Consider the following 16514-nt stretch of genomic DNA (forward strand, 5'->3'; position numbering starts at 1 on the left):
CAAGCATAGCATGGCGCCGTCGCGGCGGGATCATCCTTAAGCGATCCCTAAGCCAGGGCGCAAGCGGAACGCTGCGTTGACAAGGCGGTTTTTCGCCGCCACTCTACCACTTTGGCTGCCACCGCCGCAATATCGGTTATATGGGGAGAGGTATGGTAAAATCAAAGGTTGATTGAGTTCCCTTCTTCTCGATTTAAACCTTTCTTTTTATTGGAGTTTTTACATGGCAATCGAACGCACCCTGTCGATCATCAAACCAGACGCAGTTGCAAAAAACGTCATCGGCCAAATCTACAGCCGCTTCGAGCAGGCTGGCCTGAAGATCGTCGCAGCCCGCATGACCCAGCTGTCGCGCGAGCAGGCTGAAGGTTTCTACGCTGCCCACAAAGAGCGCGGCTTCTTCAAGGATCTGGTTGACTTCATGGTCTCGGGTCCTGTCATGATCCAGGCCCTGGAAGGCGAAAACGCCGTCCTGAAGCACCGCGACCTGATGGGCGCGACCGATCCGAAGAAAGCTGAAAAAGGCACGATCCGCGCCGATTTCGCCGATTCGATCGACGCTAACGCCGTCCACGGTTCGGACGCTGTCGAAGCTGCACAAGTTGAAATCGCTTACTTCTTCCCAGAAGTGAAGTAATAAGTACTCTGCAGTAAGAACCGCTCGCCCGATGCTTTGGGCCTGGCGAGCGGGGTTTGCATCACTTTCAAAGTAATACAGGACAACCATGACGACTCTCACCAACCTGCTGGACTTCGATCCCGCGCAACTCGTCGCTTACTGCGCCGACTTGGGTGAGAAGCCGTTCCGCGCAAAACAGCTGCAGCGCTGGATCCACCAGTTTGGCGCCAGCAATTTCGACGACATGACCGATCTGGCCAAGTCGCTGCGCGAAAAACTCAAGACCCGCGCCACCGTCATGGCGCCGGGCATCATCAGCGATAACACGTCCACCGACGGCACGCGCAAGTGGCTGATCGACGTGGGCAACGGCAATGCGGTCGAAACCGTGTTCATCCCGGAAGAAAACCGCGGCACGCTGTGCATTTCCACCCAGGCCGGCTGCGCCGTGAACTGCCGCTTCTGCTCGACCGGCAAGCAGGGCTTCAACCGCAACCTGACAGTGGCCGAAATCATCGGCCAGCTGTGGATGGCCGAGTTCGAGCTGCGCCGCACCAAGGGCATCGAGCCCGGCCCGAAGGGCGAACGCCAGATCACCAACGTCGTGATGATGGGCATGGGCGAGCCGCTGCTGAATTACGAGCCGACCGCCACCGCCCTGAAGCTCATGCTCGACGATAACGCCTACGGCCTGTCGCGCCGCCGCGTGACCCTGTCGACCTCGGGGGTAGTGCCGAACATCGACAAGCTGGCCCAGGACGTGCCGGTGGCGCTGGCCGTCTCGCTGCACGCCTCGAACGATGCGCTGCGCGACATCCTGGTGCCGCTGAACAAGAAGTACCCGCTGCGCGAGCTGATGGCCGCCTGCAAGCGCTATCTGGAATTTGCGCCGCGCGACTTCATCACCTTCGAATACTGCATGCTGGACGACTTCAACGACAGCGACGAGCATGCACGCGAGCTGATCAAGCTGGTCAACGACCCGGTCGTCGGCGTGAACTGCAAGTTCAACCTGATTCCGTTCAATCCCTTCCCGGAGTCGGGCCTGTTCCGTTCGAAAAATCCGCGCATCAAGGCCTTTGCCCAGGTGCTGATGGATGCCGGCATCGTCACCACCGTGCGCAAGACGCGCGGCGACGACATCGATGCCGCCTGCGGCCAGCTGGCCGGCGAAGTGCAGGACCGTACCAAGGTCGTCCAGCGCATGGAAAAGATGGCCGAGTACCAGAAGAAATTCGGCGCCGATTTCGGGCGCATCGTGGAGATCCCTTCTTGAATCAAGCCACGCCAGGCCGTGCCTTCATCAGCCGCGCCGCGGCAGCGTTCGCGCTGTGCCTGCTCGCGGCCTGCGGCACGCCTGGCAACGGCAACGCCGAGCTGAAAACCGCGTCCGACCAGACCGCGGCGGAAAAGCGCGCCATCATCCGCCTGCAGCTGGCGGTCGGCTACTACCAGCAGGGCAAGTACGACATCGCCCTCGACGAAATCAAGAAGGCGATCGCCGCCGACCCTAGCTATGCCGACGCCTACGGCATGCGCGCGCTGATCTATACGGCGATGGGGCAGGTGCCGCTGGCCGACGACAATTACCAGCAGGCGCTGCGCCTGGCGCCGGGCAATCCCGACCTGGCCAACAACTACGGCTCCTTCCTGTGCCAGACGGCGAACCGTCCGCGTGAGGCGATGCCCCAGTTCGAGACGGCGCTGAAGAACCCGTCCTACCAGACGCCGGTGAGCGCGCTCGTGAATGCCGGCACCTGCAGCCTGAAGACCAAGAATATCGATGCGGCCGAGCGTTACCTGCTTGACGCACTGCGTTATAACCCCGAGCTGCCGGCCGTATCGAGCGGGCTGGCGCGGGTTTACTTCGAGCGGCGCGACTATCAACGCGCCGGTTTTTTCATTAACCGCCTGACAGAAGTGTCGAAACTCGACAACCTGTCCGCCGATGCGTTGTGGCTCGCCTTGCGGGTGCAGCGTAAACTGGGCGAACGCTCGATGGAGGCCAGCCTGGTGGCGCAGTTGCGGCGGCGCTTCCCCGGGTCGCCCGAATACCTGGCGTACGAGCGCGGGGCTTTTGATGAGTGAGACGACAATGACTTCTGAGCGCACGGAACAAAGCGCCCCTTCGAACCAACACCACAGCCACCCGGGCGCGGCCCTGGCGGCACAGCGCGAAGCGATGGGCTGGACTGTCGAACAGGCGGCCGAGCAGCTCAAGCTGGCCGTGCGCCAGGTGGTGGCGATGGAAGCGGGCGACTATGCGGCCCTGCCGAGTCCGGCCGTGACGCGCGGCTTCGTGCGCGCTTACGCCAAGATCCTGCGGCTCGATCCGGCCCCGCTGGTGGCGATGGTCCCGGTGGACGATCCGGTGCCGGCCGAAGCCGGCGCCGCCGTGCGCGGCAACCGCCCGACTTCGTTTTCGCATTCGCGCTATCCGACCCATGGCAAGCGTTCCAGCCTGCCGCTGGCCTGGATCGCCGGCGTCGTGGTGGTGGCTGCCGCTGGCGCCGCGGCCTGGCATTTCGGCCTGGTCTCCATGCCCGGCAGCGTTGGTTCGACCAGCGGCCCCTCCGCCGGCGACGCGGTGCTGAGCGCACCGGTCGAGACCACCACGACCACATCCACGACGCCGGCCCTCGACACCGAGCATAATCCGGCCGTGCCGCTGATTTCGGTGCCGGTGCCGGCCAATGGCGCTGCTGCGCCGGCAACTGGTACGACGGGCACGCCGGCTGGCGTGACGCCGCCTGCGGCAAGCACGACGCCAGGCGCGGCGGCGGCCACCGTTCCGGCTGCGGGCGCGGCCGTCACGACGCCGCCTGCGGCCGTTCCCGCGGCGGCTGCACCTGCCGGGGCGAACACCCTGGTGCTGGAAGTGCGCGAAGATTCGTGGATCGAAGTCAAGCCGAAGGGCGGCCGCGCGCTGATCTCGCGCCTGGTACGCGCCGGCAGCACCGAAACCATCGAAGTGCCGGAGTCGGCGACCCTGGTGGTCGGCAACCCGGCCGGCGTCTCGGCCACGCTGCGCGGCGCCGCCGTCGCATTGCCGCCGGTGCCGGGCAAGACGATTTCGCGCGTGACGCTCAAGTAAGACGCCGACCGGCGTGACATGAATACAGCCCCGGCACTGGTCCGGGGCGCTGGGCGCTATGAAGGCGGCCGCAACAACGACGGACGAACAACGAATGACTTTTACGAACCTGCCAATTCCTTCGGGCCCGATGGCACGCCGCGCAAGCCGCCGCGTGCTGGTCCAGCACGGCGAGCGCAAGGTCTGGATCGGCGGCGATGCTCCAATCGTGGTGCAGTCGATGACCAACACCGACACCGCCGACGTGATCGGCACCGCCATCCAGATCAAGGAGCTGGCGCGTGCCGGTTCCGAGATGGTGCGCCTCACCGTCGACAAGCCGGAAGCCGCCGCCGCGGTGCCCGCGATCCGCGAACAGCTCGACCGCATGGAAGTGGACGTGCCGTTGGTGGGCGACTTCCACTACAACGGCCACATCCTGCTGCGCGATTTTCCGGAGTGCGCCAGGGCGCTGTCGAAATACCGCATCAATCCGGGCAATGTGGGGCAGGGCGCCAAGCGCGACACCCAGTTCGCCCAGATGATCGACGTGGCGATCCAGTACGACAAGCCGGTGCGCATCGGCGTCAACTGGGGCAGCCTCGACCAGAACCTGCTGGCGCGCATCATGGACGAGAACGCCGCACGCGCGAACCCGTTCAGCGCCCAGGCCGTGATGTACGAAGCATTGATTACGTCGGCGATTGAAAACGCCGTGCGCGCCGAAGAGCTGGGCCTGGCCAAGGACAAGATCATTTTGTCGTGCAAGGTCTCGGCGGTGCAGGACCTGATCGCGGTCTACCGCGAACTCGCGCGCCGCTGCGATTACCCGCTGCACCTGGGCCTGACCGAAGCGGGCATGGGCAGCAAGGGCATCGTCGCTTCGACCGCGGCCTTGTCCGTGCTGCTGCAGGAAGGCATTGGCGACACCATCCGCGTCTCGCTCACGCCCGAGCCGGGCGGCGACCGCACCAAGGAAGTGATTGTTTCGCAGGAAATCCTGCAGACCATGGGCCTGCGCAAGTTCACGCCGATGGTGATTGCCTGTCCGGGCTGCGGCCGCACGACCTCGACCGTGTTCCAGGAACTGGCCGACAACATCCAGACTTTCCTGCGCGATTCGATGCCGGAATGGAAGAAGTCCTATCCGGGCGTGGAAGGCATGAACGTGGCCGTGATGGGCTGCATCGTCAACGGGCCGGGCGAATCGAAGCACGCGAATATCGGCATCAGTTTGCCGGGTACGGGCGAATCGCCGGCCGCGCCGGTGTTCGTCGACGGCCAGAAGTTCGCGACCTTGCGCGGCGAGCGCATCGTGGATGAGTTCCAGACGATCGTGCTCGATTACGTGAAGAAAAATTATGGGCGAGCCGGGGTTTCGAGCGACATGTCGCTCGCCGGCGCAGCGACCCAGGCTTAAGCCTGGGGCTGAGGAAGAGCTCGCTCAGCCAGGAGCAGAGTAGAAATCGAATTTAACGTAGGGTGGGCGCACCGTGCCCACCGTGCGAACCGAAGAATATAAACATGTCCAAACCAGAAAAAATCGTCGCCGTCAAAGGCATGAACGACATCCTCCCGGCCGATGCGCCGCTGTGGGAGCTGTTCGAAAACACCGCCGAAACGATCCTGAAAAGCTACGGCTACCAGAAGATCGTGACCCCGATCCTCGAAGAGACGGGCCTGTTCAAGCGCGCCATCGGCGCCGTGACCGACATCGTCGAGAAGGAAATGTATTCCTTCACCGATTCGATGAACGGCGACGAGCTGACCCTGCGTCCGGAAGGCACGGCCGGCGTCGTGCGCGCCGTGCTCGAACATAACCTGGTCTACGAAGGCCCGAAGCGCCTCTGGTACAAGGGCCCGATGTTCCGCCACGAGCGTCCGCAGCGCGGCCGTTACCGCCAGTTCTTCCAGTTCGGCGCGGAAGCGGTCGGCTTTGCCGGTCCTGACATCGACGCCGAGCTGATCATGCTGTGCCGCCGCCTGTGGGACGACCTGGGCCTCTCGAACGTGCGCCTGGAACTCAATTCGATCGGCAACGCCGAAGAGCGCCTGCGCCACCGCGTCGACCTGATCGCGTATTTCGAATCGCACGCGGCGCTGCTCGACGCCGAAGCCCAGCGCCGCCTGCACACCAATCCGCTGCGCATCCTCGACACCAAGAATCCTGCCATGCAGGAAATGGTGAACGGCGCGCCGCAGCTGCTGAGCTACCTCGGCGAAGAGTCGCTGGCGCACTTCAACGGCGTCAAACGCCTGCTCGACCGTAACAACGTCCAGTACACGGTGAACCCGCGCCTGGTGCGCGGCCTCGACTATTACAACCGCACCGTGTTCGAATGGGTTACCACCGAACTCGGTTCGCAAGGCACGATCTGCGCCGGCGGACGCTACGATCCGCTGATCGAGCAGTTCGGCGGCAAGGCCACGCCCGCCGTCGGTTTCGCGATGGGCATCGAGCGCATCATCGAGCTGATGAAAGGCCTGGGCGAACCGGCCGAGCCGAGCCAGTGCGACGTCTACATGGTGCACCAGGGCGAAGAAGCGCAGGTGCAAGCCTTCATCCTGGCCGAGCGCCTGCGTGATGCCGGCCTCGATGTTGTGCTACATTGCGCAACGCTGGCCGGTGCCGGCAGTTTCAAGAGCCAGATGAAGAAGGCCGACGGCAGCGGCGCGGCCTTCGCCGTGATCATGGGCGAGGACGAAATCGCCAACAAGGTGGCGGCCGTGAAGTCGCTGCGCGGCGAGGCGGGCGAGCAGCAGCAGGCCAGCGTGGCATTTGACGCCGTGGTCGACCATATCGTCGACGCCATCGTGGGCGGGCATGACCACGACCACGAGCACGTGCACTACCACCCTTGATTCATGATCTGCGTAACTGAATTAACCCACATTCATAACTAGACCTACTAGACGAACGACATGGCATACGACCTCGAAGAACAAGAACAGATTGCGACTTTCAAGGCTTTCTGGGCGAAGTACGGCAACCTGATCACCTGGGTGCTGATTATCGCCCTCGGCTCCTTTGCCGCCTACAACTACTGGAACACGCATACGCGCAAGCAATCGGGCGAGGCCTCGGCCCTGTACGACGAGCTGACCGATGCCGTCACCGCCAAGGACAACGCCAAGTCGCAGCGCATCGCCAGCGACATCCAGTCGAAGTTCAAGCGCACCACCTACGCACAGATGAGCGCGCTGGCCGCCGCCAAGACCGCATTCGATGCGAACGACCTGAAAGCCGCGAAAGCCCAGCTGCAATGGGTGATCGACAATGGCAACGACGAATACCAGTCGGTGGCGCGCCTGCGCCTGGCCGGCGTGCTGCTCGACGAGAAGAACTTCGACGGCGCCATGAAGCTGCTGAACGAAAAAACGCTGCCGCAGTTCGGCGCCGAAGTGTCGGACCGCAAGGGCGACGTGCTCGTTGCCCAGAACAAGATTGTCGAAGCACGCGCCGCCTACCTGGCCGCGCTGGCCGCCATGGGTCCGAAGCATCCGGGCACTCAGCTGGTGCGCATCAAGCTGGAAGCCATCGGCGGTACCGCGCCTGCCGCGCCGAAAGCGGCGGCTTAAGCCGGTCATCGATTCGAGCCCGCGCGTGCCTTTCCGGCCCGCGCGGGCTTATGTGCTTTATTACGTGCTTTAGATAGTGTCGTCCTTTACAGACTCGGAACAAGGTAAAAGAAAAATGCGTATTACCCGTAAGCTGGTTGGTGTCGGTGTCCTGGCCCTGATGACGGGCTGCTCGACCTTGAGCTCGCTCAATCCGTTCGGATCGAAAGACAAAAGCAGCGAGCCGGCCAAGCTCGTCGAACTGAAAGGCACGATGGCCGTGCGCACCGCCTGGAAGCTCGACCTCGGCAAGGCGCGCGGCTACCAGTTCTCGCCTGCGATGGCCGGCAATACCGTCGTCGTCGCCGGCGCCGATGGCAGCATCGCGCGCGTCGAGGCCGCAAACGGCCGCCCGCTCTGGCGCATCAAGGCCCCGAGCGAGCTGACCGCGGGCGTCGGCACCGACGGCAACGTGATCGTCGTCGGCGCTGCCGATGGCGTCCTGATGGCCTTCGACATGGACGGCAAGGCGCTCTGGAAGACCCAGCTCTCCAGCGAAATCCTGTCCGCACCAGCGGTGGGGCAGGGCGTCGTCGTGGCACGTTCGATCGACAACCGCATCGTCGGCATCGACGCCGCCACCGGCCAGAAGAAATGGACCGTGCAGCGCACCGCCCCGGCCCTGACCCTGCGCACCGCGCCGGGCATGGCCGTCTACGACAAGGACGTGATCATCGCCCAGCCGGCCGGCAAGCTCGGCGCCTTCATCATGGCTACCGGCGCCCCGCGCTGGGAAGTCGAAGTGGGCACCGCACGCGGCGCCACCGAACTCGAGCGCGTGACCGACCTGGGCGGCGCGCCGACGATTTTCGAATCCGACGTCTGCGCCGTGGCCTACCAGGGCCGCGTCGCCTGCTATGACGTGGCCAGCGGCTCGCCGCGCTGGACGCGCGACCTGTCCTCGACCGTCGGCGTTGCCGTCGACCAGCGCTTCGTCTTTGCCGCCGACGACAAGGGCGCCCTGAGCGCCTTCAACCGCGACGGCGGCGCCAGCGCCTGGAAGAACGACAAGCTCGCCTTCCGCGGCCTGTCGACGCCAGTCTCGTATGGCCGCGCGGTCGCCGTCGGCGACTACGAGGGTTATATCCACTTCCTGTCGCGCGAGGACGGTACTTTCCTCGCGCGCGCCGCAACCGATGGCAGCGCCATCAGCGGCACGCCTCTGGTTGCCGGATCGAACCTGATTTTTCAAACACAAAATGGAACTGTGACCGCCATCGCGGTCGAATAGAATAACTACATGAAGCCGGTAATTGCACTCGTTGGTCGCCCGAACGTCGGGAAGTCGACCCTATTCAACCGCCTGACCCGTTCGCGCGACGCGTTGGTGGCCGACATGCCTGGCCTGACGCGCGACCGCCACTACGGCGAAGGGCGTATCGGCGAGCGGCCGTTCCTGGTGATCGACACGGGCGGTTTCGAACCGGTCGCCAAGGAAGGCATCATGCACGAGATGGCGCTGCAGACGAAACAGGCGGTGGCGGAAGCCGACGTCGTGATTTTCATCGTCGACGGCCGCCAGGGTCTCACGCCGCACGACAAGACCATCACCGACTTCCTGCGCAAGTCCGGCCGCCAGGTCATGCTGGTGGTGAACAAGTCGGAAGGCATGAAGTACACCTCCGTCACCGCCGAGTTCTATGAACTGGGCATGGGCGACCCTTACGTCATCTCGGCCGCCCACGGCGACGGCGTCACCGACCTCGTCGGCGAAGCGCTGGACCAGGCCTTCGCCACCCGTCCGGATGCCGAAGAAGAACTCGAGCAGCAGGACCGCGGCGTCAAGATCGCCATCGTCGGCCGTCCGAACGTCGGCAAGTCGACCCTGATCAACACCCTGGTCGGCGAGCAGCGCGTGATCGCCTTCGACATGCCGGGCACCACCCGCGACTCGATCGAAGTGCCGTTCGAGCGCGACGGCAAGCAGTACACGCTGATCGACACGGCCGGTATTCGTCGCCGCGGCAAGGTGTTCGAAGCGATCGAGAAATTCTCGGTCGTGAAAACCCTGCAGTCGGTGACCGAGGCCAACGTGGTCGTGCTGATGCTCGACGCGCAGGAGAACATCTCCGAGCAGGACGCGCACATCGCCGGCTTCATCCTGGAATCGGGGCGCGCCTTGGTTGTCGCTGTCAACAAGTGGGATGGCTTGACCTCCGACCAGCGCGACGAGATCAAGAACGACATGGACCGCAAGCTCGACTTCCTGGGCTTTGCCGAGACGCGTTTCATCTCGGCGCTGAAGGGCACCGGCATCAAGCAGCTGATGGCGTCGGTCGATACGGCCTACGCCGCGGCCACCGCCAACCTGTCGACGCCGCGCCTGACGCGCGCGCTGCAGGAAGCGGTCGAGAAGCAGGAACCGAAGCGCAAGGGCACCTCGCGTCCCAAGATGCGCTATGCCCACCAGGGTGGCCAGAATCCGCCGATCATCGTCATCCACGGCAACGCACTGGACGGCATTACCGAGCCGTACAAGCGCTACCTGGAAAAGCATTTCCGCGAGACCTTCAACCTGGTCGGCACGCCTTTGCGCATCGAACTGCGCAGCGGCAAAAATCCGTTCGCGCGCGACCAGAATTAAAAGGCCGGCATTCATGCAAACGGGGCCGGTTTAATTGTTTCTTAAGCGTAGCAGTACGACAAGGACGTCCAAAACAGGTTACAGTAGTTGCAGGCCATCGTTCGCAAAGCTGAATCTTGCCCCGTGCACTTGAAAAGGAGGCGTCTGCCTCCATTTTTTAAACTACAACAACATTACGGAGCTGTTATGAGCAACAAAGGGCAACTGTTACAAGACCCATTCCTCAATGCCTTGCGCAAAGAGCACGTCCCGGTATCGATCTACCTCGTCAACGGGATCAAGCTGCAAGGCCATATCGAGTCGTTCGACCAGTACGTCGTCCTGCTCCGCAACACCGTGACCCAGATGGTGTACAAGCATGCCATTTCGACTGTTGTTCCGGCCCGTGCCGTCAATCTCAACCTCGAACCCGAAGCTGAGTAAGGCCGATGGCTGACGCCCCCGGCACCAACATCACGCGCGCCGTCCTCGTCGGCGTCGATTTCGGCGCGGTCGACTTCACGGCCAGCCTCGAAGAGCTGGCCTTGCTGGCCAGCTCTGCCGGCGCAGAGCCGATCGATACGATCACCGCCAAACGCAATGCTCCCGATCCTGCCTACTTCGTCGGCAGCGGCAAGGCCGACGAAATCGGCGTCGCCGCCAAGGCCCTTGGCGCAGAACTCGTCATCTTCAACCATGCCTTGTCCCCGGCGCAGCAGCGTAACCTCGAGCGGCGCCTGGAACTGCGCATCATCGACCGCACCAGCCTGATCCTCGACATCTTCGCCCAGCGTGCCCAGAGCCACGAGGGCAAGCTGCAAGTCGAGCTGGCGCAGCTGCAGCACCTGGCCACGCGCCTGATCCGCGGCTGGACCCACCTCGAACGCCAGAAGGGCGGTATCGGCCTGCGCGGTCCGGGTGAAACCCAGCTCGAGACCGACCGCCGGTTAATCGGCGAGCGCGTCAAGGCCTTGCGCACGCGCCTGACCAAGCTGCGCAAGCAGCATGAAACCCAGCGCCGTGCACGCGGTCGCAACAACACCTTCTCGGTCTCGCTGGTCGGCTATACCAATGCCGGCAAGTCGACCCTGTTCAACACGCTCACCAAGGCGGGCGTCTACGTCGCCAACCAGCTGTTCGCAACGCTCGATACCACCAGCCGCCGCCTGTACCTGGGCGAGGGCACCGGCAGCGTCGTCATTTCCGACACCGTCGGTTTCGTGCGCGAGCTGCCGCACCAATTGGTGGCCGCTTTCCGCGCCACGCTGGAAGAAACCATCCACGCCGACGTGCTGCTGCACGTGGTCGACGGTTCTTCGCCTACGCGCATGGAACAGATCGAGCAAGTCAACGAAGTCTTGCGCGAAATCGGTGCGGACCACATTCCGCAGATCCTCGTGTGGAACAAGATTGATGCGGCCGACCTTCAGCCTGGGGTCGAACGTGATGAACATGATAAAATCAGCCGCGTTTTTATCAGCGCCAGGAGCGGCGCCGGTCTCGATCTCTTGCGCGAAGCAATTGTCGAGGCAGCCGCGTCGGGCGTCAGCCCGGCACCAGGCTCGAGCCCTAAAAACGAAGAGCAGGACGATGCAGCGCTGGAGTTGTCATTTGACGATGCCGGCGAAAGTAATCCAACCTCCACCCATGTCGGGCCACATTGAAGCCTATGCTTGTTTCCTTATTTAAACGTTTCGGCATCAAACTGTCGCTGAACGATCCACGCTGGGGCAAAAATCCCGAAGGCGGCCACAAAGCCCAGGAAGGCCGCCGCCCCGGCGAAGGCCCTCCTGATCTCGACCAGATGTGGCGCGACTTCAATGCGCGCCTGAACCGCCTGTTCGGCAGCCGCGGCAATAACGGCGGCGACGCCGGCGGCCCTTACCGCGGCGAAGGCCGCGGCGCCGGCATCACGGCTTCCGTGATCGGCTTCATCGTCCTCCTGATCTGGCTCGCCAGCGGCGCCTTCATCGTGCAGGAAGGGCAGGTCGGCGTGGTCACCACGTTCGGACGCCTGTCCCACACCACCGGCGCCGGTTTCAACTGGCGCTGGCCAGCCCCGATCCAGGCCCACGAGACGGTCAATGTTTCGCAAGTGCGCACGGCCGAAGTGGGCTACCGCGACAACGTGCGCAACAAGCAGCAGGCCGAAGCGCTGATGCTGACCGACGACGAAAACATCATCGACATCCAGTTCGCGGTGCAGTACACGCTGAAGGATCCGGTCGCCTGGGTCTTCAACAACCGCGACCAGGACACCACCGTGCGCCAGGTCGCCGAGACCGCCATCCGCGAAGTCGTCGGCCGCAACAAGATGGACTTCGTCCTGTACGAAGGCCGCGAAAAGGTGGCCCTCGACGTGCAGAACATGATCCAGCAGATCGTCGACCGCTACAAGCTTGGCGCGCTCGTCACCAACGTCACGATGCAGAACGTCCAGCCGCCGGAGCAGGTGCAAAGCGCTTTTGACGATGCGGTGAAAGCCGGCCAGGACCGCGCCCGTGCCCGCAACGAAGGCGAAGCCTATGCCAACGACGTGATCCCGCGTGCCCGTGGCGCCGCCTTCCGCCTGCTGCAGGACGCCGAAGCCTACCGCTCGATGGTGGTCGAAAACGCGACCGGTAACGCCTCGCGCTTCAACCAGGTCGTCGCCGAATATGCGAAAGCGCCAAGCGTGACCCGTGACCGCATGTACATCGACACCATGCAGCAGATCTTCAGCACCACCAGCAAGGTGATGGTCGACGCCAAGTCGGGCTCGAACCTGCTGTACCTGCCGCTCGACAAGCTGATCGCGCAGGTTGCCGCGAACGACGCCGCCACCGGCAGCGCGCGTTCCGGCCCGGTGCAGGTGCCGCAGGAGCAGGCTGCAACGCCTTCGCAGGAAGTGACGCAGACATTAGAACAGGTGCGCCAGCGCGATAGCCGCGCGCGCGATTCCTCACGTGACAGGGAGAGCCGTTAATGAGCCGCCTCGTAACCATTTTCGTGGCGGGCTTCATCGCCCTGATGCTGCTCTCGTCGACCGTCTTTGTCGTCGACCAGCGCCGCTTCGCCATCGTCTTCGCCCTGGGCGAAGTGCGTGAAGTCATCGCCGAACCCGGCCTGCACTTCAAGCTGCCGCCGCCGTTCCAGAACGTGATCTATCTCGACAAGCGCATCCTGACCCTGGATACGCCCGACGCCGACCGCTTCATCACGGCCGAGAAGAAGAACATCCTGGTCGACGCCTTCGTGAAATGGCGCATCGTCGAGCCGCGCCTGTACTACGTCAGCTTCAGTGGCGACGAGCGCGCCGCGACGAACCGCATGTCGCAGATCATCAAGGCGGCCCTGAACGACGAGATCACCAAGCGCACCGTGCGCGAAGTGATTTCGGGCGAGCGTGGCGCCGTGATGAAGGCGGTGCAGAACAAGGTCGTCGCCGAAGCCAAACAGATCGGCATCGGCATCGTCGACGTGCGCCTGAAGCGCGTCGACTACATCGAGCAGATCAACGCCTCGGTCTACGACCGCATGCGTGCCGAGCGCGTGCGGGTGGCGAACGAGCTGCGTTCGACCGGTTCCGCCGAAAGCGAAAAGATCCGCGCCGACGCCGACCGCCAGCGCACCGTGATCCTGGCCGAAGCCTTCCGCGAAGCCGAGAAGACGAAGGGCGAGGGCGATGCCAAGGCTTCCGCGATCTACGCTGAAGCTTTCGGCAAGAACCCCGAGTTCTACAAGTTCTACCGCTCGTTGGAAGCCTACCGCGCCAGCTTCAAGGCACATGGCGACGTGATGGTGATCGATTCGAATTCCGAGTTCTTCAAGTATTTCAAGGGGCCGGGGAGCAAGTGACCCGGCGCTAGCCGGGGCACGGTAGGGTGGGCACTCCGTGCCCACGCGGATGCATGCACGGTGTTGCCGTCCGCGGTGATGCCGCGTCTGCTCCTCCTTCCGCGTGGGCACGGGGTGCCCACCCTAATGTGATGGACTCCACCCTCCTGCTAACGGCATCATTGTGCCAAGCGTGCCAGATTGGGCTGGCAAGCAAAGACAAGAGGGGGAGTCACTGTGAATGCTAACGCAAAAGTAGCTGGCTTGGATATCGCCAAGGACGTATTTGTCGCGGTGGCGCAGGACCGTAACGGCAAACGGATCTGGCAGCGCAAGTGGAAACGCAGCGAGGTGCTGCGGGCGTTCAGGGAGTTGCCGCCGATGGCAGTCGGTATCGAAGCATGCGCAGGTTCCCACTATTGGGCCCGGGAACTGATCGCGCTGGGACACGACGTCAAGCTGATCGCTGCCCAGCACACCCGGGCCTTCGTGACTGGCAACAAGAATGACACCAACGACGCTGCTGCAATTGCTGAAGCCCGATCGCGTAGCTCGACCAAGTACGTCCCGATCAATACCCCGGCCCAGCAGGATTTGCAGATGCTGCACCGTGCGCGCAGTGCGCTGATGACGGAGCGTGTCGCGTTGATCAACCGCCTTCGCGCCTTCGCCGGCGAGTACGGCCAGGTATTTGCAAAGGGTGTTGCCAGGTTCCGCGATGGGCTCATGGCTTGGCTGGCCGATCCCGAGAACGGCCTGTCCGGCTCGGCGCTGACGACGTTTCGGGAACTGAAGGAACAACTCGACGACAAGGAGCAACGGATCCTGGCGTACGAACGCAGGTTGAACCAGGCAGCCAAAGCGGAGACGGCTCAAAAACTGATGGAGATACCGGGCGTCGGTCCGATTATCGCGACGGCAGTGATTGCCAGCGTGGCTGACCCGCACCACTTCCGTAGCGGCCGCGATTTTGCAGCGAACCTGGGGTTGGTGCCACGCGAGCACAGCAGCGGAGGAAAGCAGCGCCTGTATGGCATCACGTGCAAGGGCGACAGTCACCTACGAACGTTCTTAATCCATGGCGCGCGTAGTGCGCTGCGCAGCGCGGCTAACAAGCCTGATCGCCAACTTTGCTGGGCCAGGAAAGTCGCCGAGCGTCGAAGTTTCAATGTGGCCGCAGTTGCATTGGCCAACAAAATGGCCAGGGTGATCTGGGCACTGTTGGCACATGGTCGAAGCTATGTTCCGGTCTGGTCGAACATCACGACCAGACCGGTCTGAAATACCGAACGAATAGAAGGAGCAATACCGCCAAGTTTGCGATGATGAAGAACGAATGATGCCAACAGGTCGGACCGGCGTCGGGCGAATCCGAGAACCGTAACGGCCCTCAAGGCCGGCACCCTATATGGATCCCGACGCGCGTATCACATCAGGGCCAGAGCACGAAGAGCGCTCACCGAACAGGCCGAATAGATACACGCAACTCTTCCTAACGGCAGAAATTCAATCTTCTTCTTGCAAAACGGGTGGAGTCCATAGATACGTACTTCCGCTCCAATCCCCAATCCGTCCCCATTTTCGGGTAAAATTGCCGATTCGGCGCTGACTTCGTGCTGCACGAGCGCGCCATGTTGCATCATTCCTAACAATCCCACAGCTGTTGCCCATGCCGAACTGGCTTTTGCCTGAGAATATCGCCGACGTATTACCGTCGGAAGCGCGCAAGATCGAAGATCTGCGGCGCCAGATGCTCGACACCTTCCGCCTGTACGGCTACGAGATGGTCATGCCGCCGCTGCTCGAGTACGTCGAGTCGCTGCTGGCCGGCGCCGGCCAGGATACCGACCTGCGCACCTTCAAGCTGGTCGACCAGCTCTCGGGCCGCCTGCTCGGCCTGCGCGCCGACATGACCACGCAAGTGGCGCGCATCGACGCCCACCTGCTCAATCGCGAGTCGATCACGCGCCTGTGCTATTGCGGCAGCGTCCTGCATACCCGTCCATCGGGCCTGCACGCCACGCGCGAGCCGATCCAGATTGGCGCCGAGATCTACGGCCACGCCGGCCTGGAGGCCGATGCCGAGATCCAGGAGCTCGCCCTGGCGTCGGTCGCGCTGGCAGGCTTCCTTGACGTGCGCCTCGACATGGCCCACGTCGGCGTCCTGCGCGCGCTTCTTGACGAAGACGCGGCCGCCAAAAAAGACGAAGCCCAGATCACCGCCTACCTGCGCGCGAAAGACACGCCGGGTCTGGACGAGATCACCCGCAACTACGACCCCGTCACGCGCGCCGCACTGCTTGCGCTGCCGAACCTGTACGGCGACGTCGACGTGCTGGGACGCGCGAAAGAGGTGTTGCCGGCGCTGCCGGGCATCACGCGCGCGCTGGCCGAACTTGCCGCGCTGGCCGCATGCGCCATCGGGCGCGCGGAAGTGGCGATCGACCTGGCCGACCTGCGCGGCTACCAATACGAAAGCGGCGCCATGTTCGCGCTGTATGTTCCGGGCCTGCCGAATGCGGTAGCGCGGGGCGGCCGCTACGACCACGTGGGCGAAGCTTTCGGGCGCGCGCGTCCGGCTACCGGCTTCTCGCTCGACTTGCGCGAACTGGCCCGGCTGCTGCCGACGGCCGAGCGCAAGCATTCGATCCGCGCCCCCTGGGGCAACGCGCCCGAGCTGCGCGAAGAAATCGCTGACCTGCGCAAGGCAGGCGAAGTCGTGATCCAGTCCATGCCGGGTCACGAAAACGTTCAGGACGAGTTCGAGTGCGATCGCGTACTCGTGCTCGAAGATGGAAATTGGATTCTCAAAAACTTAGGTTAAG

The 16514-nt window shown here is 63.3% G+C and carries 15 protein-coding genes; all 15 read left to right on the top strand.

The annotated features are described in order from the left end of the window. Positions 1-223: 223 nt before the first annotated feature. The 15 genes from ndk (at position 224) to NMB41_RS08045 (ending at position 16513) form a co-directional block, all read left to right on the top strand. A complete protein-coding gene (gene ndk, locus NMB41_RS07975) occupies positions 224-637 on the top strand; it encodes a nucleoside-diphosphate kinase (protein WP_494381934.1) in 414 nt (137 codons plus the stop codon). An 88-nt stretch (positions 638-725) separates the two neighbouring features. Beyond that, complete coding sequence (gene rlmN / locus NMB41_RS07980) at positions 726-1895, top strand: dual-specificity RNA methyltransferase RlmN (protein WP_494381935.1); 1170 nt, start codon at positions 726-728, stop codon at positions 1893-1895. Further along, positions 1892-2707: a type IV pilus biogenesis/stability protein PilW gene (gene pilW / locus NMB41_RS07985; protein WP_494381936.1), complete on the top strand. Its 816-nt coding sequence runs from the start codon at positions 1892-1894 to the stop codon at positions 2705-2707. Before rlmN ends, pilW begins: the two co-directional genes overlap by 4 nt. Positions 2708-2714: 7 nt before the next feature. Further along, positions 2715-3713 (top strand): RodZ domain-containing protein, encoded by a 999-nt coding sequence (locus tag NMB41_RS07990; RefSeq protein ID WP_494381937.1) that lies wholly within the window; start codon positions 2715-2717, stop codon positions 3711-3713. A gap of 94 nt (positions 3714-3807) precedes the next feature. Further along, positions 3808-5112: a flavodoxin-dependent (E)-4-hydroxy-3-methylbut-2-enyl-diphosphate synthase gene (gene ispG / locus NMB41_RS07995; protein WP_494381938.1), complete on the top strand. Its 1305-nt coding sequence runs from the start codon at positions 3808-3810 to the stop codon at positions 5110-5112. Positions 5113-5216: 104 nt separating this feature from the next. Then, entirely contained in the window at positions 5217-6554 is a 1338-nt protein-coding gene (gene hisS / locus NMB41_RS08000) for a histidine--tRNA ligase (RefSeq protein WP_494381939.1), read from the top strand. Positions 6555-6614: 60 nt separating this feature from the next. Then, entirely contained in the window at positions 6615-7271 is a 657-nt protein-coding gene (locus NMB41_RS08005; protein WP_494381940.1) for a YfgM family protein, read from the top strand. 115 nt (positions 7272-7386) lie between these two features. Further along, positions 7387-8541, top strand: a complete 1155-nt coding sequence (gene bamB, locus NMB41_RS08010; RefSeq protein WP_494381941.1) for an outer membrane protein assembly factor BamB — start codon at positions 7387-7389, stop codon at positions 8539-8541. Positions 8542-8550: 9 nt separating this feature from the next. Continuing rightward, entirely contained in the window at positions 8551-9894 is a 1344-nt protein-coding gene (gene der / locus NMB41_RS08015; RefSeq protein ID WP_494381942.1) for a ribosome biogenesis GTPase Der, read from the top strand. Positions 9895-10080: 186 nt separating this feature from the next. Continuing rightward, positions 10081-10317: an RNA chaperone Hfq gene (gene hfq / locus NMB41_RS08020; RefSeq protein ID WP_099915134.1), complete on the top strand. Its 237-nt coding sequence runs from the start codon at positions 10081-10083 to the stop codon at positions 10315-10317. Positions 10318-10322: 5 nt separating this feature from the next. After that, positions 10323-11537: a GTPase HflX gene (gene hflX, locus NMB41_RS08025; RefSeq protein ID WP_494381943.1), complete on the top strand. Its 1215-nt coding sequence runs from the start codon at positions 10323-10325 to the stop codon at positions 11535-11537. A gap of 5 nt (positions 11538-11542) precedes the next feature. Continuing rightward, a complete protein-coding gene (gene hflK, locus NMB41_RS08030) occupies positions 11543-12838 on the top strand; it encodes an FtsH protease activity modulator HflK (RefSeq protein WP_494381944.1) in 1296 nt (431 codons plus the stop codon). Continuing rightward, positions 12838-13710: a protease modulator HflC gene (hflC, locus tag NMB41_RS08035; RefSeq protein ID WP_494381945.1), complete on the top strand. Its 873-nt coding sequence runs from the start codon at positions 12838-12840 to the stop codon at positions 13708-13710. Before hflK ends, hflC begins: the two co-directional genes overlap by 1 nt. A gap of 243 nt (positions 13711-13953) precedes the next feature. Continuing rightward, positions 13954-14970, top strand: a complete 1017-nt coding sequence (locus NMB41_RS08040; protein ID WP_494379946.1) for an IS110 family RNA-guided transposase — start codon at positions 13954-13956, stop codon at positions 14968-14970. Between the two features lie 388 nt (positions 14971-15358). Beyond that, entirely contained in the window at positions 15359-16513 is a 1155-nt protein-coding gene (locus tag NMB41_RS08045; protein ID WP_494381946.1) for an ATP phosphoribosyltransferase regulatory subunit, read from the top strand. Position 16514: the final 1 nt, after the last annotated feature.

Source organism: Massilia sp. FBCC-B171 (assembly GCF_059134155.1).